The following is a 20852-nucleotide window of genomic DNA, read 5'->3' as shown; positions in this document are numbered from 1 at the left end:
TACTGTGACGGCTGTTACACGCGGAGACCGATCTACAAACATGCGCGAAACCGGAGGTTCATATGAGGCTCGGTGCGGCGGTGCTGCTTGCGGGCGCCCTCTCCCTGTCGGCCTGCAGCGCCGGATCCCTGGGGTCCAGTGACGACCAGGCCGGCGGCAAGACCCCGATCACCTTCCTGACCAACAACGACCCCGCCAACGTGAAGGTGGCCGAAGCGGTCATCGCCGCGTTCGAGGCGAAGAACACCGACGTCGACGTCAAGCTCGACACCCGGCCGCAGGGCAGCGAGGGCGACAACCTGGTCAAGACCCGGCTCTCCACCGGGGACATGGCCGACGTCTTCGAGTACAACTCCGGTTCGCTGCTGCAGGCGATCGCCCCGCAGACCAACCTGACGCCGATCACCGGCGAGCCCTGGGTCGGCGACCTGGACGAGACGTTCAAGAAGGTCGTCTCCGTCGGCACCGAGATCTACGGCTCGCCGTGGCAGACCATCTCCGGCGGCGGCATCCTCTACAACAAGCCGCTCTACGCCAAGCTCGGCCTCCAGTCGCCCCGGACCTGGGCCGACTTCATGAGCAACAACGCCAAGATCAAAGCCGCGGGTACGGCGCCGGTCGCCCAGACCTACAGCGAGACCTGGACGTCGCAGATCCTGGTGCTCGCCGACTTCCACAACGTCTCGGCCGCCGACCCGGGCTTCGCCGGCAAGTACACGAACAACCAGGCGAAGTACGCGACGACGCCCGCCGCCCTGGCCGGTTTCCAGCACCTGGAGGAGCTGAAGAGGGCCGGCTACTGGAACGACGACTACGCCTCGGCCAAGTACAACGAGGGCCTGGCCGCCGTGGCGAACGGCACCGCCGCGCACTATCCGATGATCACTTTCGCGGTGACCGCCATCGAGAACGCGGCGCCCGGCAAGACCGACGACGTGGGCTTCTTCGCCCTGCCCGGCACCGACGCGAGCAAGAACGGCGTGACCCTGTGGGAGCCGTCCGGCATCTACATCCCGAAGAGCACCGGGGGCGACAAGCTGACCGCCGCCAAGAGGTTCCAGGCGTTCCTGGCCTCCCCGGACGGCTGCACGGCCCAGGCGAGCGCGACGTCGCTGGGTGGCCCGTTCGCGGTGAAGACCTGCAAGCTCCCGGACGACGTGGCGACCGCGGTCAAGGACCTCAGCGCGTACGTGGACGCCGGCGCCGCCAGCCCCGCGCTGGAGTTCCTGTCCCCGATCAAGGGCCCGGCGCTCGAGCAGATCACCGTCGAGGTCGGCTCCGGCATCCGTCCCGCGGTGGACGGCGCGAAGCTGTACGACGAGGACGTGAAGAAGCAGGCGCAGCAGCTCGGACTCCAGGGCTGGTGATGACGACCGTCACCGACGCGGTGACAGAGGCTCCGGCGACCACGGTCCCGGAGCCCGGCCGCCACAAGAGTCCGTATCCGTACTGGTTCATCCTCCCGGGCGGTGTCATCTTCACCGTCTTCTTCCTGGTGCCGTCGGTGATGGCGTTCTGGTTCAGCCTCACCCGCTGGACCCTGTTCGACCAGGAGTTCATCGGCCTCGACAACTACGTGCAGTTCTTCCGGGAGCCGGCGCTGGCGTCCGGGCTGTGGCACACGCTGGTCTACGCCGTGGTGACCTCGGGGATGAAGGTGGTCCTCGGGATGGCGCTGGCCGTGCTGCTGACCGGGCCGATCCTGGGCCGCGGCTTCATGCGATCGGTCGCGTTCTTCCCGGTGCTGGTCAGCACGATCGGTGTCGGCCTGACCTTCCAGATCCTGATGCACCCGACCCGGGGCGTCATCAACCAGGCGCTGGACGTCATCGGCATCACCGGCCCGGCCTGGCTGGTGGACCCCGGCTGGGCGCTGCTGTCGGTCGCGTTCGTGGACGTGTGGCAGGGCGTCGGCCTGGCCCTGGTCATCTACATGGCCGGCATCCTGTCGATCCCCGGCGAGTATTTCGAGGCCGCCACGATGGACGGCGCCGGGGCCTGGCACCGCTTCCGCAACATCACGCTGCCGCTGGCCAAGCCGGCGACCGTGTCGGTGATCCTGCTGTCGCTGATCGGTGGGCTGCGCAAGTTCGACCTGATCTGGGCGATGACCAAGGGCGGCCCCGGATTCACGTCCGACGTCATGGCGTCGGTCATCTACAAGCAGTACCAGGCCGGCTTCTACGGGCTCTCCACAGCCGGCAACGTCGTGCTGTTCCTGCTGGTGATCCTGATCGCGCTGCCGCTGTTCTGGTTCTTCAACCGGAAGGGGGACGCGTGAGCACCCGCACCAAGACCAACCTTCCGCTCAGCGGCCTGACGGTCGTCGTGTTCGGCGTCGTCTTCCTGGTCCCGTTCGCGTTCATCGTGCTCACCGCGGGCAAGACCGCGCAGGAGTCTGCCCTGCTCGACTTCTCCTGGCCGACGCGGTGGGCGTTCGTGGAGAACCTCCAGGCCGTGGTGGAGGCCCGCGACTACCTGCTGATCATCGCGTTCATCAACAGCACGATCCTCACCGTCGCCAGCGTGTCGGTGGTCGTGGTGCTGGCGGCGATGGCCGGGTTCGTCCTGCAGCGGCGCAAGACCCGCCTGACCCGGGCCGTCAATCTGATCATCCTGTCCGGACTGGTGCTGCCGCCCGCGGTCGTCCCGACCATCTGGGTACTGCAGAGGCTGGGACTGTTCAAGACCATGCCCGGCCTGATCCTGGTCGAGATCGCGTACGCCATGGCCTTCTGTGTCCTGCTCTTCCAGGCCTTCATCGCGGGCATCCCGAAGGAGCTGGACGAGGCCGCCACCATCGACGGCGCCGGCCCGCTGAGCCTGTTCTTCCGGGTCGTGCTGCCGTTGCTGCGGCCGATCATCGTGACCGTCGTCGTCGTGCAGACGGTCTTCATCTGGAACGACTTCACCAGCCCGCTCTACTTCCTGCCCGGCGACGAGAACGCCACCGTCCAGTTGACGCTCTTCAACTTCCAGGGCCAGTACACCAACTCCTACAACCTCCTGTTCATGGACATCCTGCTGGTCACGGTCCCGCCGCTGATCATGTTCATGATCTTCCAGCGTCAGATCGTGTCGGGCATGGTGGCCGGCTCGGTGAAGGGATGAGTGCCGTGCAAGGTCGGATGATCACACCGGTGAGCGAGCTGGGCAGCGCGCCGCTGTTCCGTACCGAGATCACGCTCGACGACGGGCACGGGCCGGTGACCGCCGCGACGCTGCGGATCAGCAGCCTCGGGGTGCACGAGGCGCGGATCGACGGGCGGCCGGTCGGCGACGACGTGCTCAGCCCCGGGTGGAGCTCCTACGAGCACCGCCTGCGCTACCTCACCCACGACGTCACCACGCTGTTGACCGGCCGGAACGTGCTGACCGTGCTGGTCGGCAACGGCTGGCACCGGGGGCGGCTCGGGTTCATGGGCGGGCGGGCCTTCTACGGCGACCGGCTCGGCGTCATCGCCGACCTGGAGATCACCTTCGCCGACGGGCACCGGCAGACCGTCGTCACCGACGAGACGTGGCGGGCCGGCGGCTCCGACGTGCTGGCGGACGACCTCTACGACGGGCAGACCATCGACGCGCGGCGGCGTTCCGCCACATGGCACGTGGCCGGCGGCGAGCCCGAGTGGTTCCTGCCGGTCAGGATGCTCGACTTCGACGCGAGCGTGCTCACCCCGTACATCAGCACTCCGGTGACCAGGCAGGACGTCGTCGCGCCGGTGAGGGTGTGGCAGTCGCCCGAAGGGCGGACGCTCGTCGATTTCGGACAGAACCTGGTCGGCTGGATCCGCTTCACCACCACCGGGCCGGCCGGATCGGAGATCCGGATCCGGCACGCCGAGGTCCTCGAACACGGCGAGCTGGGCTCGCGGCCGCTGCGCGACGCGCAGGCCACCGACCGTTTCATCCTCAGCGGCGCGGAGGACTTCTTCGAGCCGACCATGACGTTCCACGGCTTCCGGTACGCCGAGATCACCGGCCTGTCCACGCAAGAGGCGCGGAACGTCGAGGCCGTGGTCGTGCACACCGACCTGACCCGCACCGGCACGTTCGAGTGCTCCGACGACCTGCTCAACCAGCTGCACAGCAACGTCGTGTGGAGCACGAAGGGCAACTTCCTGGACCTGCCGACCGACTGCCCGCAGCGCAACGAGCGCCTCGGCTGGACCGGTGACATCGCGGTCTTCGCCCCGTCGGCCGCCTACCTCTTCGACACCGGCCCGTTCCTGTCCGACTGGCTGGCCGACCTGGCCGCCGAGCAGAAGTCCGCCGGCGGCCTGGTCCCGTTCGTCGTCCCCGACGTGCTGAAATACCTGCCGGACGTGCCCGAGTTCCCCGCGCCGGACAGCACCGCGTTCTGGTCGGACGCCGCCGTCTGGGTGCCGTGGACGCTCTGGCAGGCCTACGGCGACCGGGCGATCCTGGAGGATCAGTACGACTCGATGACCGCGCACGTGCGCCGGGTCGAGTCGCTGCTGTCCCCGGCCGGGGTGTGGGACACGTCGTTCCAGTTCGGTGACTGGCTCGACCCGGACGCGCCACCGGACAACCCGGCCAAGGCGAAGGCCGACCCGGGCGTGGTGGCGACCGCCGCCCTCCACCGGTCCGCGACGATCACCGCCGGGGCCGCGGCGCTGCTCGGCCGGGAACAGGACGCGGCCGAGTTCCGTGACCTGGCCGCACGCGTGCGGGCCGCGTTCAACGAGCAGTACGTGTCAGCCGACGGCACGATCGTCTCGGACTGCACCACGGTCTACACGCTGGCGCTGGTGTTCGGGCTGGTCGACGATGAGGCGGCGGCCGGGCGGCGGCTGGCCGACCTGGTGGCGGAGAGCGGTCACCGCATCTCGACCGGGTTCGCCGGCACGCCGTACATCCTCGACGCCCTGACCCGGACCGGCCATCTCGACGTCGCCTACCGGCTGCTGCTGGAGCGGGGATGTCCGTCCTGGTTGTACCCGGTGACCATGGGCGCCACCACGATCTGGGAGCGCTGGGACAGCATGCTGCCGGACGGCTCGATCAACCCGGGCGAGATGACCAGCTTCAACCACTACGCGCTGGGCGCGGTCGCCGACTGGATGCACCGGGTGATCGGCGGCATCGCCCCGCTGGCGCCCGGCTACTCGCGGGTGCTGATCGCGCCCCGTCCCGGCGGTGGCCTGACCTGGGGGCGTGCCGGTCTGGACACCCGGCACGGCCGCATCGAAGTGTCCTGGCGCCTCGACGACGGTGAGCTCGCCGTCGACGTCACCCTTCCCGCGGGGGTGACCGGGGTGCTGTCGCTGCCCGGCCGGGACGACGCCGAACTGACCGGCGGAGTCCACCGGGTGACCGTCGGAGAGGGGGACGTGACCGGCTGAGGAGGTCCGCCCGGATACGTCGCGGGAGACGTGTCCGGGCGGACGCCGCCCGCAATGCGCAACCAACGGTTGCACAAGGGGGTGGGGTGTCCTAGAGTCATACGCAACCAAAGGTTGCGGGAGGTTGAGATGGAGTACGCAAGCATCGAGCGTGAGATCTACGTCGACGCGTCGCCCGAGATCGTCTTCGAGGTGGTCAGCCGCCCCGAGCACGTCCGGCAGTGGTGGCCCGACGAGACCGACTACACGCTCGTCCCGGGCGAGGCGGGCCGCATCTCGTTCGGGGACAAGTCCGAGACGTTCACCGTCGTCGACGTGCGACCGCCGCGGTCGTTCGCGTTCCGGTGGACACACCCGGAGGGCGAGGCCGCGGCCGCGGACAACTCGTTCCTCGTCACGTTCGACCTGACCCCGAAGGGCGCCGGGACCCTGCTGCGGATGAGCGAGACCGGCTTCCGCGAGCGGGGCTGGACCGAGGCCGTCGCCGAGGAGGCCTGGCGCGACCACGTCAGCGGCTGGGACTTCTTCCTGCCCCGGCTGGCGCCCTACGCCGGCACCCTGGCGGTCCGGCCGTGATCGTCGACGACGATCTCTGGTCGGCGATCGGCGACCCGACCCGCCGCCGGATGCTCGACCTGCTCCTGACCGACGGCGACGGCACCGCCACCACCCTCGGCCACCGGCTGTCGGTCACCCGGCAGGGCGTGGCCAAGCACCTGATCGTCCTGGAACGGGCCGGTCTCGTGCACGGCACCCCGGCCGGTCGGGAGCGGCGCTACCGGGTCGACGACGCCCGGCTGGCCCGCGCCGTGGCCCAGCTGTCGTCGGTCGGTGCCGCCTGGGATGCCCGTCTGCAGCGCATCAAGCGCATCGCCGAGGCGATCCAGCAGGCCGGCGAACAGGCCTGAGGTCAGACCCGGCCGGCTTCCGGCGCTGTCCCAGCGCGCTCGGAACAGCGCTGACAGCCGGCCGGGTCCGTCAGCGGCGCGTGCGCCCGCGGCCGGACTGATCGGTCGAGCTGATCTCCAGGGAGCCCATCCCGGCTGTGGCGGCGATGTCCAGGCCGGTGCCGCCGCCGAGGTCGCCGGATTGGTAGACGGTGCCGGGCCCGGTCCCGCCGTGCGCGTCGCCGTAGACGGTCACGTTCCCGGCGCCGTCACCCACCGTGACACGTGTCGGGACGCGGCCGTCGGTCCAGATCCGCCAGGCGCTCACCCCGCCGGTCATCCGGATCGGCACCACGCCGGACAGCTTGCCCAGCACCAGGTTGAGACTCTCCGCGCCGCCGTCCAGGTCGATCCGGCTGACCGTGCCCGCCGTGGTGTCGAACCGGGCCGACTTCACCCCGGCCGACAACTGCAGACCCCAGACGATGCGGTTGCTGAGCCGGACCTCGACCGAGCCGTTGGAGCCGGCCGACTCGATCTCGATGCGCAGAACGCCGTCGGTGAACGTGGTGGCGGCGTCGACCGCCGACCCGTCCGGCGCCGTCACGTCGAACGGCTGGTCGCCGAGGTCGGAGATGCGCACCGACAGGTCGGTGACGCCGGTGACGAACTCCAGCCGGGCCGAACGGACGTCCGGCGCCGTGGCGCCGGACGTCACCGACGGCGACGGCGACGGCGTGGGGGAGAGCAGCAGCGGCGGCGGCATCGGGGCGACGGTGATCTGCGGCTCGATCGCGACGGCCGACGGCGGCAGCGCGGCCCGCTGCCGGCGGATCTCCGACTCGGCGAGCGGACGGGCCAGCAGCATCGTCCCGGCGACCACCGACAGGGCCAGCACACCGGTGAGCACGATCGGCCACCGCCGGTCGCCGGTGCCGGGCCGTGGCGGGTCGACCGCCACCGAGGTGACGGCGTTGGGCGGCAGCGGTAGGAAGCCCTCCCACGCGGAGCGTGTCCGGTGTGGCGCGTCAGGCCAGTAGTCGGAGATGTCCGGCAGCCGCACGTCCTGCCCGTCCGCCTCGGGAGCACGATGACGGGCTGCCCGGCGGCTCTTGACGTATCCCCGACCCTCAGCGCGGAAGGACGCTGGCCCTCGTCGGAGGGAGGCTCGATCCGCCCCACACGCGTCTCCTTGCGGCGCCGAGAATCTGACCATTCGTGGAACGTACGGGCAGGAGGTTATCGCCCTTTTGTCGAGTTGCCAACAGGAGTTCCGGCGATTGCGGATCTCACAGCGAAACCGGCGCTGCGCAGGGCCGCGATCGGTGGCGACTACCATGGCGGCGACGTCCGAAGCAGGTTCACCGCCGCACGCTGCCAAGGCGGACCAGCACGCCGACAGCCTTGGAGATCCGCGTGAGCAACGACCTCGCCGCCCTGCTGCGCCGGGCGGGCGTCACCGACGTCCTCACCGATGCGGCGCACCGGTCGGCGTACGCCAGTGACGCCTCTCTCTACCGGATCGTGCCGCAGCTGATCGTCCGCCCACGGCACGACGACGACGTCCTGGCCACCCTGGCCGTGAGCCGCGAGTCCGGGGTGCCGATCACAGCCCGTGGCGCCGGCACCAGCGTGGCCGGCAACGCGATCGGCCCCGGCATCATCCTCGACTTCAGCCGCCACATGAACCGGGTGCTCGACGTCGACGGCGAGGCGCGGACGGCGCGGGTGCAGGCCGGGACGGTCCAGGCCACGCTGCAGGCGGCGGCGAAGCCGTTCGGGCTGCGGTTCGGCCCGGACCCGTCGACGCACACCCGCTGCACGATCGGCGGCATGATCGGCAACAACTCGTGCGGCGCGCGCACCCTCGGCTACGGACGGACCTCGGACAACACGCTCGGCCTGAAGGCGTACACGATCGACGGCGAGGAACTGTCCACGTCGAAGACGGTGGACCGGCTGCGGGACGTGATCGGCGCCAACCTGGCGATCGGGCGGACCGAGTTCGCGACGTTCGGCCGGCAGGTCTCCGGCTACGCCGTCGAGCACCTGCTGCCGGAGAACGGTTTCAACCTCACCGAGTTCCTGGTCGGCAGCGAGGGCACCCTCGCGGTGATCACCGAGGCGACGGTACGCCTGGTCGCCGACCCGGTCCACCGGACGATGATCGTGCTCGGCTACCCCGACTTCGGCACCGCCGGCGACGTCATCCCGTCGATCCTGGAGTTCAAGCCGACCGCCTGCGAGGGCCTCGACCACCGCATCTGTGACGTCGTCCGGTCCCGCCGCGGCCCGGACGCGGTGCCCCCGCTGCCCGGTGGCACCGCCTGGCTGATGATCGAGATCGCCGGTGACGACCTCGACGACGTCCGCGACCGGACCGCCCGCCTGGTGAAAGCGTCGGGCGCGGTCGACCACCGGATCGTCGAGGACCCCGCGGAGGCCGCCCCACTGTGGAAGATCCGGGAGGACGGCGCGGGCCTCGCCGGCCGGGCCCCGTCCGGCCTCCCGGCGCACGCCGGCTGGGAGGACGCCGCGGTCCCGCCCGCGCGGATCGGCGCCTACCTACGTGACTTCGACGCGCTGACGGCCCGCCACGGTCTCTCCGTCATGCCGTACGGCCACCTCGGCGACGGTTGCGTCCACGTCCGCCTGGACTTCCCGCTCGACAAGCCGGACGGCCCACAGCTGTTCCGCGCGTTCCTGGAGGACGCCGCCGACCTGGTGGTCAGCTACGGCGGGTCGCTCTCCGGCGAGCACGGCGACGGCCGGGCCCGCTCCGAGCTGCTGTCGCGGATGTACTCGCCGGAGGCGATGGGCCTGTTCCGGCAGATCAAGGGCGTCTTCGACCCACGCAACCTGCTGAACCCGGGCAACCTCGTCGACCCGGACCCGGTCGACGCCAACATCCGCGTGTCGCAGGCCCGCAAGGTGACGGTGCCGCTGGCGCTGGCCTACCACCACGACGGCGGTGACTTCAACCAGGCCGTGCACCGGTGCACCGGCGTCGGCAAGTGCCGCGTCGACACCCGCGTGCTCGGCGGCGTGATGTGCCCGTCCTTCCTGGCCACGAAGGACGAGAAGGACTCCACCCGGGGGCGTGCCCGCGTGCTGCAGGAGATGCTCGACGGTGATCTGGCTCCGGACTGGCGCGCGGAGGCCGTACACGATGCGCTGGATCTTTGTCTGTCGTGCAAGGGTTGTGCGTCGGACTGCCCGACCGGGATCGACATGGCGGCCTACAAATCCGAGGTCCTGCACCAGAGCTTCAAGGGCCGGGTGCGGCCGCGGTCGCACTACTCGCTCGGCTGGCTGCCGCGCTGGTCCCGGCTCGCCTCGCGTGTTCCGGCCCTGGCCAACCTGATGACGTCGCTGCCGGGCATCCGCGGGTTGGCCCTCTGGGTGGCGGGCGTCGACAAGCGCCGCAACATCCCCTCGTTCGCGCCCAAGACCTTCCGCGCGTCCTACACCGCTCCCAAGACCGGCAAACCGGTCGTCCTGTTCGTCGACAGCTTCACCGACCACTTCTCGCCGGAGATCGCGCGGGCCGCCGTGGACGTGCTGGTCGACGCCGGTTACGCCCCGCAGGTGGCGAGCCGCAAGGCCTGCTGCGGCCTGACCTGGATCTCCACCGGCCAGCTCGACGCGGCCCGCCGCATCCTCGGCGGCACGGTCGCCGAGCTGCACGAGTCGGTGAAGAAGGGCATCCCGATCGTCGGCCTGGAGCCGTCGTGCACCGGCGTGCTGCGCCAGGACGCCGTCGAGCTGGTGAACAACGACGCCGCCAAGGCGGTCGCCGAAGCGACGATGACGGTGGCCGAGCTGCTCGCCGCCACCCCCGGTTACACCCCTCCCAACCTCGAGGGGGTACGAGTGATCGCACAGCCGCATTGCCATCACCACGCCGTGATGGGCTGGGACGCGGACGCGAGACTCCTGAAGCAGGCCGGAGCGACCGTCAAGCGGCTCGGCGGATGCTGCGGCCTGGCCGGCAACTTCGGCGTCGAGCGGGGCCACTACGAGGTGTCGGTGCAGGTGGCCGAGCAGCAGCTGCTGCCCGCGCTGGAGAAGGCGGAGGAGGGCGACATCCTGCTCGCCGACGGTTTCTCCTGCCGCACCCAGGCCGACGACCTCGCCGGAGTCTCCGGTGTCCACCTCGTCCAACTGCTGCAGCAGAGAATTCGCGCGCGCTCCTAGCCCCCGAACCGGTACGAAGTCTTCGTGCCCCTTCTGACGCTGGCGTCCGCGATCCTCGTCTTCGGGATCGCGGACTCGATGGTCAACTCCTACGTCGTCCTGTTCGGCGCCGACGTGGTCGGCATGTCGCCACTGCAACTCGGCGTGTGGACCTCCGTGTACGCGCTGGGCGGCATCACGATCAGCTGGACGCTGGGCCGCCTCTTCGACCGCCGGCCCGCCCGCACGTACGCCATCGGGGTGATCCTGATGGGCGCCGCCGGCTATCTGGTGCTGCCCCGGGTGACGAGCTATCCGCTGCTGCTCCTGATGGCGGCCACCGTCTTCGGGGCAGTCAGCGCCGCGTTCCCCCAGCTCTTCGCCCTGGGCCGGTCGATCCTCGGCGAGGGCGGCTCCACCCCGTTCCTGAGAGCATCCTGGTCGATGGCGTGGGCGGTGGGCCCGCTGCTGGGCGCGCTGGTGCTGTCCCGTGGCGGCTACTCCTGGCTGATGTGGACGGCGTCAGCGGCATACCTGACAGCCGCCCTCGCGGTGCTGATGGTGCCCCGTCCCGGCCCGGTCACAGCCACCGACACCCCCGCCTCCGGCGACACCCCCGTCCTGCTGACCGTGGCCGTGACGCTGTTCTTCACCGCCATGTTCGCCGGAGGCCTGGCCCTGGCCCTCTTCGTCACCAGGGGCCTGCACCAGCCGTCAGCGTCGATGGGCATCCTCTTCAGCGTCTGCGCCGCGGTGGAGGTCGTGGCCACACTGGCCCTGGCAGCCCTCCCCGCGAGGGTCAGCCAGGTCACCCTGATCCTCACCGGTTTCGCCACCTTCGCCGCCTACCACCTGCTGACGGTGGCCGCCACCGGGATGCCACTGCTGGTGGCCGGCCAGGTCCTGAGAGGCATCGGCATAGCGATCGTGGCGACCGCCGGGATCCGCTACTTCCAGGATTACCTGGCCCCCGCCACGGGCCGCGCCACCACCCTCTTCTCCAACGCCTCCACGACAGGCCTTCTGATCTCCGGCATCCTGTCCGGTGCGGCCGTGGAACATTTCGGATATCGCACCACACTGGTCCTCTGCGGCGTGACCGTGGCGATAGGCGGCGCCGCATTCGCCCTCGCAGCCAAGAGAAGAAAGAACGCCCCCGAACCGGAGAAGTCACTTGCCTGAACACCCCACCCTCATAGTCCTGCGAGGCAACTCCGGCAGCGGCAAGACCACCACGGCCAGAGAAGTCCGCCGCCGATACGGCCGGGGCTGCGCCCTGATAGAACAGGACCACCTGCGCCGGGTCATGCTGCGAGAACACGGCGGCCTCGGCGACGAAGCGCTCGCCCCGGGCTTCATAGCGGCGACCACGAGAGCGGCCCTGGAATCCGGTTACCACGTGATCCTGGAAGGCATCCTGCACACCGGAGAACACGGCCCCCTCCTGCGCAGCCTCATCGAACGACACCCCGGCCCCACAGCCTGCTTCTACATGGACATCCCCTTCGAGGAAACGGTAAGAAGACACCACGGAAGAAAGGACAAGATCTCGGTAACCGAAGAGATGATGCAGACGTGGTACGCCAAACGGGACCTGCTCGGCACCCCCGGCGAACACGTGATCTCCGCCGCTGAAACCTTCGAGCAAACGGTGACCAGGATCCTCAGAGAAAGCAACCTGCACGAAACCACACCACAAACACCATGTCCCACCCGCTGCAGTCGCTGCAAAGAAAAACATCCTTAGCGAGGTAACCGCAGCCACAGACGGGCAGTCGTCCCCAACCGTTTCCACTGCACAGTCCTCAAGCGAAACGGCATCCGCAGGCGGGCAACCCTCCCCAGCCGAAGCCCCGATTAGAATGGCAGCCGTGGGCGGGCAGTTCTCCCCGGTTGAAGCCTCGGTTGAAGCCCCGATTGAAACGGCATCTGCAGGCGTGAAGTTCTCCCCGGTTGAAGCCCGGATTGAAACAGCATCTGCAGGTAGGAAGTTCTCCTCGGTTGAAGCCCCGATTGAAACGGCATCCGCGAGCGGGCGGCCCTCCCCAGTTGAAGCCCCGATTGAAACGGCATCCGCGGTTGGGTAACCCTCCCCGGCCGCTTCCCCTGCACAAGCCTCGACTGAAACCTCAGCCACAGACGGGCAACCGCCATCAACCGTTTCCGCTGCAGAAACCTCGAGTGAAACCTCGGCCACGGCCCCATCGGAACCACCTGAATCAATAAAACCCGAACCGCGAGTAGAGGCAGCCCCACCTCCACGAACGCGCCTCAATTTCGCAGAATGCCGCTGCCGCAGCCCCCAGGCCCGATGCCGCTCATGCTCCAGGCGAAACGCCTCACGCTCAGGAGAATAATTCCGAGCTGCCGTCCGATCCCGCATCCCGGCAATTTCAGAACGACTGAACAGCGACCCTTGCCTCATACAAGAATTCTCCCTCAGAAAATCCGGGAAGTGTAAGAAGTCGATCATGCCAAAAACCCGTCCTCGGGCAGTTTCGGGCAATCCCGGGAGCCCCTTTCGACGAAGCCGTCGGGCCGCCGTCGAGGCATTTCCCGCCGTAGAGATGATGAGGTCGCAGACAAGACCCATCAGGGTGCCGGCGGCACCGTGCGCGATCCGTTCATAGCCTTTGAGGTCAGGTTCTGAGGTATACCTCGGACTGGTCGAGTTGGCGAACGTTGAAGTCCGGTCGTGGCGACACCCGGTCGGTGGTTCGGGTTGGCTTGGCGCTCTTGGTCTGGTTCGGGTGGCGGGTGTGTCCGGTGCGGAGGCTGGGTTTGATTGGCGCCTGTAGTGGGGCGGCAGGAGCGCCCGATACCGATACTGGTTGCGGCCTGTCGCCTCGACCGCGGCCTGTTGGCTCGGCGGTGGCCTGTGGCCCGCCGGCTGTGGCCCGCCGGCTGTGGCCCGCTGGCTCGGGGGTGGCCTCAGGCAGAGCAGCCTCGCTTCGTGTCTCGTATCGGTAGGCCCCGTGGGGGCTTGATTCCGCAGCGGGCGCTCTCTGGGCGTGGGCGTGGTGGGTGTGGGCGAGGTGGGTGTGGGCGAGGTGGGTGTGGGTGCGGGCGTGGTGGGTGTGGGCGTGGTGGGTGTGGGCGCCGGCGTGGTGGGTGCCGGCGAGGCGGGCACGATCGAGGCGGATCGTCACGGATGCGGCATCGCCTCTCACGGGCCGCGTGGTGTGCGGTCATCACCGGCGAAGACGAGATGTGGCGTAGGCGAGACGTAGACCCCCGGTTGCGGAAGCTCTCCAGTGCCACCGACACCGGCCCGAAGCCTTCAGCGGATCGGATCCCGGGTGCTGAGATCGACGAGCCAGAGGTCGAGGGCGCCGCGCTCGTCGTGCCCGGTTCGGTCGAAGTGCAGGCCCAGTCGCTCCACGATGCGCCGGGAGGCGAGGTTGTGCGGCCGGAGGGAGGCGCGGATGCGGGGCAGCCCCGCCGAACGGCACTCGGCGAGCACGGCCTCGGCCGCCTCCGAGGCGAGACCCCGCCCACGGTGCCCGGCGCTGATCAGATAGCCGATCTCGGGTTCGCCGACGCCGGTACGCCGGGAGAGGAGCCCACAGTTGCCGATCAGAGTGTTGTTCTCCCGTTCGCGGACCGCGTACCAGCAGAGGCCGTGCGACTCCCGGAAGGCGACCCGGTTGCGGATCCACCGCTCGGTCTGTCCGAGTTCGGTGAACGGCCCGGCCCCGACGGTGTTGGTCAGCGGGTCGGAGAGGAGCACGTGCGAGGGCACGAAGGCGCCCAGGAGGAGCCGTGCCGTCACGAGCGAACCGCGCACGGCCGGGTCAGTCCTCGACGGTGTAGGCGGTGAAGCGGTAGACGCCCGGCACGTGCCTGTCGACCTCGGCACCCACCCGCAGCGCCTGGGCAGCCCACGCCTGGTCCTGTTCTTCGCGGATCTCGTCGGGCATGTGGTGATAGCCGTGTTCGGAGAGGAGCAGGACGCCGACCGTCTCGGGGTCGCGGTCGTGGAGGCGGGGCGTCAGTCGGGTCAGGCCCAGGCGGGTGGCGGCGGAGCGTACATGGGTGAGGATCTCGTTCTGCTCGGCCTCGGTGATGGCCGCCACGTCGGCTCGGGACACGAACAACGCGGGACCGAACCGGGACATGGGCGCTCCTGATCGAATCTGACGACTTCCTCATCATTGCTCGTCAGGCTTTCCGGCACGGCGGGGACCGTCCTCGCCGGACAGGGGGTTGCCATGCGCAGGAATGCCGCGCTCATGTTCGCCGCGGTCGCGCTCACCGTGCTGCCGGGATGCGGTTCCTCGGAGGAGCCGGGGAAGACGGAGGCGGGGGGCGCGCCGCGGGTGGCGACGTTGCAGAGCGCGGGCGCCACGGCGCCGTCGGCGGCGGCGTCGAAGAAGGCGGAGCGGCCCCGGGAGCGGCTCGACATGACGTCGGAGGAGTACGAGGTGCTGCTCGAACCGTACAACAAGTGTATGCGTGAGCAGGGCTTCGACCCGCTGGACGCCCGGAAGAAGGCGGAGCTGGCCGCCGAGCCGTTGTCGGGGGAGAAGGCCCAGGCGGCGGAGCGGGCGAATCAGATCTGCGAGCCTCAGTTCCTGCCGTTGCCGCCGTGGGAGAAGGATCCGGCGAACCCGGAGGCGCGCGATTTCGCACTCGACGTGGTGAAGTGCCTGAAGCGTGAGGGCGTCAAGTTCGTCGAGGTCAGCGAGGACGGTGTCTCGATCGCGCTCGGCGGCGACCAGAACGACTCCCGGTCGATCTCGCTGGGTATGGACCGCATCCCGGACTGCGAGCGCGAGGTGGCCGCCAAGTCCTGATGAGAGCACGAAGCCTGACACGCAACGGCGGCCGGGACATCCCGGCCGCCGTTCCGCGCAGGCGGTGAGACGGGCTTCAGCAGGTGGTGAGACGGGCTTCAGTGCAAGGCTTGGGCCGGGGGCAGGCGAGCGGCCCGTACGGACGGGTAGACCCCCGCCAGGACGCCGATGACCACAGCGCCGCCCACGCCGACGACGGCGGACTCGACCGGCACCACGATCGGCCAGTCCTGCCAGCGGGCGTACGCGACCGTGGCCACCAGGCCCAGCACGGTTCCGGCCAGGCCGCCGGCGGTGGACAGGACCATCGACTCGGTGAGGAACTGGCCGCGGATCTGGCCGCGGGTGGCGCCGAGGGCCCGTCGCAGGCCGATCTCCGAGCGGCGTTCCAGGACCGACACCACCATCGTGTTGGCCACGCCGATCCCGCCGATGACCAGCGCCACCCCGGCGAGGGCCAGGAACAGCACGGAGAAGCTGCTCTCGGTGGCCCGTTTGGCGGCGAGCGCGTCGGAGGGCCGGGTGACCATCACCTGGCCGGGCCGCTCCGGGTTGATCGATTCGGCCAGGACCGACCGGACCGTCTCCAGCTGGGTCTCGTCGGTGCGCAGGTAGACGACGGTGGGGCGGCCGTCGAACCCGAGCTCGGTGCGGGCCGCCTCCCAGCCGACGAGCACCGACCGGTCGATGTCGGGGGACAGGGGTGTGGTGGCGAGGACACCGACGACGGTGAACCAGCGGTCGCCGATCATCACCTGCGGGGCGGCGGCGACGGTGGTGACGCCGAGGCGGGTGGCGGCGACGGAGCCGAGGACCACGGTGGGGAAATCGGCGGTGGCCGTGGTCAGCCAGTGACCGGAGGCGATCCGCGCGCCGATCACCGGCGGCAGGTCGAGGCGGGCGGCCAGGACGCTCAGGCCGGTGCCGCTGGTGGGGTCGGCGCGGTCGCTGCGGCGTACCGCTGCATGGGTGTTGCCGACCGCGCTGGCCGCCCGGACCGGGCCGATCCGTTTCGCCATCGCCACCGCCGATTCCGGCAGCCGCGCCGGCGGCTGCTGGTCGGGGACCGGCATCGCCTGCAGCGTGTCGGTGCCGAGCGCGGTCAGCTCGCGGACCAGGGCGGCCTGGCTGGAGGCGGGGATGCCGGTGACGACGATCATCGTGGCGATGCCGATCGCGATCCCGAGGCCGGAGAGCAGCGCCCGCAGCGGGCGGGTCCGTAGGCCGACGACACCGAGGCCGAGCAGGTCGATCGGGTTCGTCACGGGACCAGCCGCCCGTCGCGGATCTCGACCCGGCGGGGCAGGGCGGCCGCGATGTCGCGGTCGTGGGTGATCAGCGCGATGGTGGCGCCCTCGTCGTTGAGCCGGCGCAGCAGGGCGAGGACGGTCTGCCCGGTGGCGGTGTCGAGGGCGCCGGTCGGCTCGTCGGCGAGGATCAGGGCGGGGCTGTTGACCAGGGCGCGGGCGATGGCGACGCGCTGGCGTTCGCCGCCGGAGAGCTGGTGCGGGCGGTGGCCGGCGCGGTGGGCGAGGCCGACCCGGTCGAGCGCCTGCACCGCCAGGGCCCGGCGTTGCCGTCGTGGCACCCCGGCGTAGAGCAGGCCGGTGGCGACGATGTCGGTGGCGCTGAGCCCGTCGGTCAGGTGGAACTGCTGGAAGACGAAGCCGATCTCGCGGGCCCGCAGCGCCGACAGCCGCCGGTCGGAGAGGGTGGTGACGTCCTGGCCGGCGATGTGGACGGTGCCGGAGGTGGGCCGGTCCAGCGTGCCGATGATGTTGAGCAGGGTGGACTTGCCGGAGCCGGAGCGGCCGACGATCGCCACGAACTCGCCGGCGTGGATGTCGAGGTCGATGCCGGCCAGGGCGGTCACGCCGCCGGGGTAGATCATGCCGGCGTCGCGGACGGACAGCACCGGGGTGGTCATGACGCCACCACCACGTCGGTGCCCTCGGCCAGGCCGTCGCCGGTGACCTCGACCCAGCCCTGGGCGAACATGCCGGTGGTGACGGCGACCAGGCCGGCCGGGGTCTGTACGGCGTAGCCGCCCTCGGACAGCGCGATGAGGGCCTCGACCGGGGCGGCGAGCACGTCCTCGCGGGCCTTGCCGGTGAAACCGACGGTCACCTCGGCGGAGTCGAGCTTCGCGAGGGTGGCGGGGTCGTCGACGGTGACCGTCACGGTCAGCTGGGGTGTGCTGTCGCCGACGCTGCCTTCGGGGGCGGCGAGGGTGCGGCCGACGGACAGGACGCGGGCCGGGATCTCCGTGCTGTCGGGGAGGATCACGGTGACGGCGGCGCCGCGTTCGATGGAGGCGGCGTCGGTGAGGGTGGCGGCCACGGTGATGACCTTGCGGGTCGGGGTGACCGACATGAGCGGGCCGTTCGCCGGGGCGCCGGGCTGGACGGCGACCGACTCGACGCGGACGGCGCCGGAGAGGACCTCGACGTCACCGACGGCGATCGCGCCGGTCTCGGGGAGGCCGACGTCACGCTGCCACTTCTTGATCGCCGTGATCATGGCGGCGGTGAGGACTCCCTCGTCCTTCTTGACCCGCACCGAGGGCGGCGGCGGTGGCGGGGACGACGGGGCCGGAGAGGCGGAGGAGGCCGGGGGAGATACCGGTGTCACCCACTCCCCGGCGCGGGGCCGATAGCCGAGCGAATAGCCGAGCTTGCCGAGATTGTCGGCGACGATCTGCACGTCGCGCCCGACCAGGCCCTTGCCCTCGATCGAACGGTAGAGCGGCATCCCGCCGTAGAACAGCGTCACCGGCCGGTCGTCGGCCCGGTACAACTGCTGACCCCGCTTGATGCTCGCCCCCGGCGCCGGCAGCCACGTGACGGTCGCCTCCTTGTGCCCCTCCACGGCGCGCGGGTTGCCGTACCCGATGGTCCCGGGAATGGTCTTGGAGGTGTTCAGGTCCCGTCGCTCGAGCTTGGCGGTGGCGGCCGCGGCCGAGGGTCCCGGATCGGGGGAGGCCGTGGACCGATGCCTGGTGAAGACGAAGATCCCGGCGGTCACGAGCAGAACGAAGATCAGCCCGAGCCCGATCCGCCGGACGTGAGAGTGAGCAGACATGGCGCAGAGCCTGTGCGGAGATCTTTAGAAAGCTGTCAGGTCTGCTCCGGCGACGGGCCCGGCCGTGGTGGGCGCACCTATAGTCGCCGCCATGTGCGCACACGTGCTGGTCGCCGACGACGATCTCCGGCAGGCCGAGGTGATCCGGCGGTATCTGCGGGCGGCCGGCCACGAGGCGACCGTCGTGCACGACGGCCGGCAGGCGCTGGAGCAGGCCCGGCGGCTGCGCCCCGACCTGCTGGTGCTGGACGTGATGATGCCGGAGCTGGACGGCCTGCACGTGTGCCGGACGCTGCGCGAGGAGTCCGACGTGCTGGTGCTGATGCTGACGGCCCGCACCGGCGAGGAGGATCTGCTGCTCGGCCTGGAGCTGGGCGCCGACGACTACCTGACGAAGCCGTACAGTCCGCGGGAGCTGATGGCCCGGGTGCGTACCCTGCTGCGCCGGGCGCACCGGCCGGTGGGGGTGGCGGAGAAACGGGTGGGGCGGGTGGCGCTCGATCCGGCCACGCACCGGGTGACCGTCGACGGCGAGCCGATCGTGTGCACGCGCGGCGAGTTCGCGATCCTGGCGGCCATGTGCGAGCAGCCGGACCGGGTGTTCAGCCGCGCCCAGCTGCTGCACCACACCCGCGGTATCGACCGCAGCTCGACCGAGCGGACCATCGACGTGCACGTGATGAACCTGCGCCGCAAGATCGAGACGGATCCGCAGCGGCCGGTGCAGCTGCTGACCGTGTACGGGGTCGGCTACCGGCTGACGGCGGGTGGGGCATGACGGGGGTGCCGTGGCGGCACAGTCTGGTGACCCGTCTGCTGGCGACGTCGGTGCTGATCGCGATCGCCGCGATCGGGGCGACCGCCTGGCTGGCCGTCCGGACCGCGACCCGCGCGATCAGCCAGGAGCAGGGCCGGTCGCTCACCGACGACAAGGGTGTCTACGACATGCTGGTCGCCTACGCGGCCGGGCATCCGGACTGGTCGGAGGCGCCCGATCTGGTCCGGGAGCGGGCCGCGAAGCTGGACCGGCGGATCACGCTGATGACCGAGGACCGCCAGGTGATCATCGATTCGGGGCCGGGCCCGTCGCTGGCCGCGGCCCGCCCGTCGGCCGTCGTCGACCCGCTCAACCTCGATCTGGGCCTGACCGGTGGCGCCGAGCGCATCGACACGCGTGCGGTCGGGCCGTACCGTCTGCCCGCCGCCGAGCGGGCCGAGCTGCGCGCCTACGCCGCGAGGACGAAGTCGTGCATGGACGAGGCCGGGGTGTCCGGCCGCGTCGTCGACACCCCGAGCGGCCGTCCCACCGTGGAGCCGACCGCGCCGGACACGAGCGGGGCGCTGTCGCGATGCACCGCCGGACTCGACGAGACGGCCACCCGGACCGAGGAGAAGGCGCTGCGGTCGCTCGGCAAGCTGACCAGCGCCTGCCTCGGCGGGGTCGACGGCGGGACCGTCATGGTGTCGCCGAGGTTCAGCGCCTACATCCTGACCGCCAAGGAGGCCTCCGACCGTACGATCGTGCCGATCGTCCCCTCCGAGCACAAGGGCGTGGCGGCGGGACGTACCGCCCGGGTCCGTTCCTGCCTGGAGAAGTCGCGGCGCACCCAGCTCCAGCCGTACGTCGCCCCGCCCGCCCTGCTGTTCGTCACCGACCCGGGCACCGGCGACGACGAGACCAGGTTCACCCTGTCCCGGGAGAACACCGTCCGGATCGTCACGGTCACCGGCGCGGTGCTGCTGGCCACCATCGTGGTGACCGTGCTGGCCGGCCGTCGCCTGGTCCGGCCGTTGCGGGCGCTGACCGAGGCCGCCGACCGGCAGGCGCCCGTGGTGGTCTCCGGCCGGGACGAGATCGCCCACCTGGCCCGGGCCCTGCACGCGTCGGCGGAGCAGCGCCGGGCCATGGTCAACGACGTGGCGCACGAGCTGCGGACGCCGCTGACCAACATCCGCAGCTGGCTGGAGGCGGCCCAGGACGATCTGGCGCCCACCGACGCCCAGCTGGTGGATCTGCTGCACGAGGAGTCGGTGCAGCTGCAGCACCTGATCGACGACCTGGGCGACCTGGCCGCCGTGGACGCGGGCACGTTGCGGGTGCATCCGGAGCCGATTCGCGTGCGGGACGTCGTCGAGCAGGCCGCCGACGCCCATCGGGGGACCGGGCCGGTGCGGCTGGAGACGTCGGTCGAGGGCGATCCGGTGGTCCATGCCGATCCGGTGCGGTTGCGGCAGGTGGTCGGCAACCTGGTCTCCAACGCGATCCGCTACACCCCGGCGGGCGGGACGGTCACGGTCACGGCCTCGCAGAGCACGATCACGGTACGCGACACCGGTATCGGCATCAGCGAGGAGGACCTGCCGCGGGTCTTCGACCGGTTCTGGCGTGCCGACGAGTCCCGTAGCCGGGCGACCGGTGGCAGCGGCCTGGGCCTGGCCATCACCCGCAAGCTGGTCGAGGCGCACGGCGGCACGATCACCGTGCAGAGCACTCCCGGCATGGGGACGGTGTTCACGGTCCGCCTTCCACGCTGAGCGACCGCAGG

18 protein-coding genes are annotated in these 20852 nt (G+C 70.4%); 12 read left to right on the top strand and 6 right to left on the bottom strand.

The genetic code is table 11. The features are described 5' to 3' along the window. The first annotated feature begins 62 nt into the window (after positions 1–62). The 6 genes from ACQPZW_RS32695 to ACQPZW_RS32670 all read left to right on the top strand — a co-directional run bounded on the left by ACQPZW_RS32695 (position 63) and on the right by ACQPZW_RS32670 (position 6274). Positions 63–1367, top strand: a complete 1305-nt coding sequence (locus ACQPZW_RS32695) for an ABC transporter substrate-binding protein (protein ID WP_433789867.1) — start codon at positions 63–65, stop codon at positions 1365–1367. Beyond that, positions 1367–2281, top strand: a complete 915-nt coding sequence (locus tag ACQPZW_RS32690) for a carbohydrate ABC transporter permease (protein ID WP_433789866.1) — start codon at positions 1367–1369, stop codon at positions 2279–2281. The genes ACQPZW_RS32695 and ACQPZW_RS32690 overlap by 1 nt, the downstream gene beginning before the upstream one ends. Beyond that, positions 2278–3111 carry a carbohydrate ABC transporter permease gene (locus tag ACQPZW_RS32685; RefSeq protein WP_433789865.1) on the top strand — a complete coding sequence of 278 codons (834 nt, stop codon included), beginning with the start codon at positions 2278–2280 and terminating at the stop codon, positions 3109–3111. Before ACQPZW_RS32690 ends, ACQPZW_RS32685 begins: the two co-directional genes overlap by 4 nt. 29 nt (positions 3112–3140) lie before the next feature. After that, positions 3141–5366, top strand: coding sequence for a family 78 glycoside hydrolase catalytic domain (locus tag ACQPZW_RS32680; protein WP_433789864.1), 2226 nt, complete (start codon positions 3141–3143; stop codon positions 5364–5366). 129 nt (positions 5367–5495) lie between these two features. Next, the gene (locus ACQPZW_RS32675; RefSeq protein ID WP_433789863.1) at positions 5496–5942 is read left to right on the top strand and encodes an SRPBCC domain-containing protein; all 447 of its coding nucleotides are present in this window, start codon (positions 5496–5498) and stop codon (positions 5940–5942) included. Between the two features lie 50 nt (positions 5943–5992). Further along, positions 5993–6274 (top strand): ArsR/SmtB family transcription factor, encoded by a 282-nt coding sequence (locus ACQPZW_RS32670; protein WP_433797678.1) that lies wholly within the window; start codon positions 5993–5995, stop codon positions 6272–6274. Between the two features lie 70 nt (positions 6275–6344). On the opposite strand, the gene ACQPZW_RS32665 is transcribed toward ACQPZW_RS32670, so the two are convergent. Next, positions 6345–7316, bottom strand: a complete 972-nt coding sequence (locus tag ACQPZW_RS32665) for a hypothetical protein (RefSeq protein ID WP_433789862.1) — start codon at positions 7314–7316, stop codon at positions 6345–6347. A gap of 353 nt (positions 7317–7669) precedes the next feature. Between ACQPZW_RS32665 and ACQPZW_RS32660 the strand changes: the two genes are divergently transcribed. From ACQPZW_RS32660 to ACQPZW_RS32650, 3 genes are read left to right on the top strand one after another with little or no spacing between them, the layout of a single operon-like run. Beyond that, on the top strand, positions 7670–10450 hold the full coding sequence (locus ACQPZW_RS32660) for an FAD-binding and (Fe-S)-binding domain-containing protein (RefSeq protein WP_433789861.1): 2781 nt from the start codon (positions 7670–7672) through the stop codon (positions 10448–10450). Between the two features lie 24 nt (positions 10451–10474). Next, entirely contained in the window at positions 10475–11611 is a 1137-nt protein-coding gene (locus ACQPZW_RS32655; RefSeq protein ID WP_433789860.1) for an MFS transporter, read from the top strand. Further along, positions 11604–12176 (top strand): AAA family ATPase, encoded by a 573-nt coding sequence (locus ACQPZW_RS32650; RefSeq protein WP_433789859.1) that lies wholly within the window; start codon positions 11604–11606, stop codon positions 12174–12176. The genes ACQPZW_RS32655 and ACQPZW_RS32650 overlap by 8 nt, the downstream gene beginning before the upstream one ends. 1533 nt (positions 12177–13709) lie before the next feature. On the opposite strand, the gene ACQPZW_RS32645 is transcribed toward ACQPZW_RS32650, so the two are convergent. Together ACQPZW_RS32645 and ACQPZW_RS32640 are read right to left on the bottom strand one after the other, a co-directional pair. After that, a complete protein-coding gene (locus ACQPZW_RS32645; RefSeq protein ID WP_433789858.1) occupies positions 13710–14201 on the bottom strand; it encodes a GNAT family N-acetyltransferase in 492 nt (163 codons plus the stop codon). Positions 14202–14223: 22 nt separating this feature from the next. After that, positions 14224–14547, bottom strand: coding sequence for a hypothetical protein (locus ACQPZW_RS32640; protein WP_433789857.1), 324 nt, complete (start codon positions 14545–14547; stop codon positions 14224–14226). A gap of 93 nt (positions 14548–14640) precedes the next feature. Here ACQPZW_RS32640 and ACQPZW_RS32635 point away from each other — a divergent pair, with 93 nt between their 5' ends. After that, the gene (locus tag ACQPZW_RS32635) at positions 14641–15225 is read left to right on the top strand and encodes a hypothetical protein (RefSeq protein ID WP_433789856.1); all 585 of its coding nucleotides are present in this window, start codon (positions 14641–14643) and stop codon (positions 15223–15225) included. A gap of 98 nt (positions 15226–15323) precedes the next feature. Here ACQPZW_RS32635 and ACQPZW_RS32630 read toward each other — a convergent pair whose 3' ends face one another. The 3 genes from ACQPZW_RS32630 to ACQPZW_RS32620 are packed head-to-tail and all read right to left on the bottom strand — an operon-like array spanning position 15324 to position 18306. Further along, positions 15324–16490 (bottom strand): ABC transporter permease, encoded by a 1167-nt coding sequence (locus ACQPZW_RS32630; protein WP_433789855.1) that lies wholly within the window; start codon positions 16488–16490, stop codon positions 15324–15326. Continuing rightward, a complete protein-coding gene (locus tag ACQPZW_RS32625; RefSeq protein WP_433789854.1) occupies positions 16487–17152 on the bottom strand; it encodes an ABC transporter ATP-binding protein in 666 nt (221 codons plus the stop codon). The genes ACQPZW_RS32630 and ACQPZW_RS32625 overlap by 4 nt, the downstream gene beginning before the upstream one ends. Next, the gene (locus ACQPZW_RS32620) at positions 17149–18306 is read right to left on the bottom strand and encodes an efflux RND transporter periplasmic adaptor subunit (RefSeq protein ID WP_433789853.1); all 1158 of its coding nucleotides are present in this window, start codon (positions 18304–18306) and stop codon (positions 17149–17151) included. The genes ACQPZW_RS32625 and ACQPZW_RS32620 overlap by 4 nt, the downstream gene beginning before the upstream one ends. A 91-nt stretch (positions 18307–18397) precedes the next feature. On the opposite strand from ACQPZW_RS32620, the gene ACQPZW_RS32615 reads away from it, so the two are divergent. Together ACQPZW_RS32615 and ACQPZW_RS32610 are read left to right on the top strand one after the other, a co-directional pair. Continuing rightward, a complete protein-coding gene (locus ACQPZW_RS32615; RefSeq protein ID WP_433789852.1) occupies positions 18398–19084 on the top strand; it encodes a response regulator transcription factor in 687 nt (228 codons plus the stop codon). Further along, positions 19081–20841, top strand: coding sequence for a sensor histidine kinase (locus ACQPZW_RS32610; protein WP_433789851.1), 1761 nt, complete (start codon positions 19081–19083; stop codon positions 20839–20841). Before ACQPZW_RS32615 ends, ACQPZW_RS32610 begins: the two co-directional genes overlap by 4 nt. Positions 20842–20852 lie beyond the last annotated feature (11 nt).

The sequence above is a fragment of the Actinoplanes sp. CA-252034 genome, from assembly GCF_050956125.1.
GTDB lineage: Bacteria > Actinomycetota > Actinomycetes > Mycobacteriales > Micromonosporaceae > Actinoplanes.
This window is presented reverse-complemented; position numbering and strand designations above follow the sequence as displayed.

Bases quoted from the DNA above. Each gene is read 5' to 3' on its own strand.
- ACQPZW_RS32640 (WP_433789857.1), bottom strand. From the start codon at position 14,547: ATGTCCCGGTTCGGTCCCGCGTTGTTCGTGTCCCGAGCCGACGTGGCG.
- ACQPZW_RS32675 (WP_433789863.1), top strand. From the start codon at position 5,496: ATGGAGTACGCAAGCATCGAGCGTGAGATCTACGTCGACGCGTCGCCC.
- ACQPZW_RS32625 (WP_433789854.1), bottom strand. From the start codon at position 17,152: ATGACCACCCCGGTGCTGTCCGTCCGCGACGCCGGCATGATCTACCCC.
- ACQPZW_RS32615 (WP_433789852.1), top strand. From the start codon at position 18,398: ATGTGCGCACACGTGCTGGTCGCCGACGACGATCTCCGGCAGGCCGAG.
- ACQPZW_RS32635 (WP_433789856.1), top strand. From the start codon at position 14,641: ATGCGCAGGAATGCCGCGCTCATGTTCGCCGCGGTCGCGCTCACCGTG.
- ACQPZW_RS32695 (WP_433789867.1), top strand. From the start codon at position 63: ATGAGGCTCGGTGCGGCGGTGCTGCTTGCGGGCGCCCTCTCCCTGTCG.
- ACQPZW_RS32690 (WP_433789866.1), top strand. From the start codon at position 1,367: ATGACGACCGTCACCGACGCGGTGACAGAGGCTCCGGCGACCACGGTC.
- ACQPZW_RS32670 (WP_433797678.1), top strand. From the start codon at position 5,993: ATGCTCGACCTGCTCCTGACCGACGGCGACGGCACCGCCACCACCCTC.
- ACQPZW_RS32610 (WP_433789851.1), top strand. From the start codon at position 19,081: ATGACGGGGGTGCCGTGGCGGCACAGTCTGGTGACCCGTCTGCTGGCG.
- ACQPZW_RS32620 (WP_433789853.1), bottom strand. From the start codon at position 18,306: ATGTCTGCTCACTCTCACGTCCGGCGGATCGGGCTCGGGCTGATCTTC.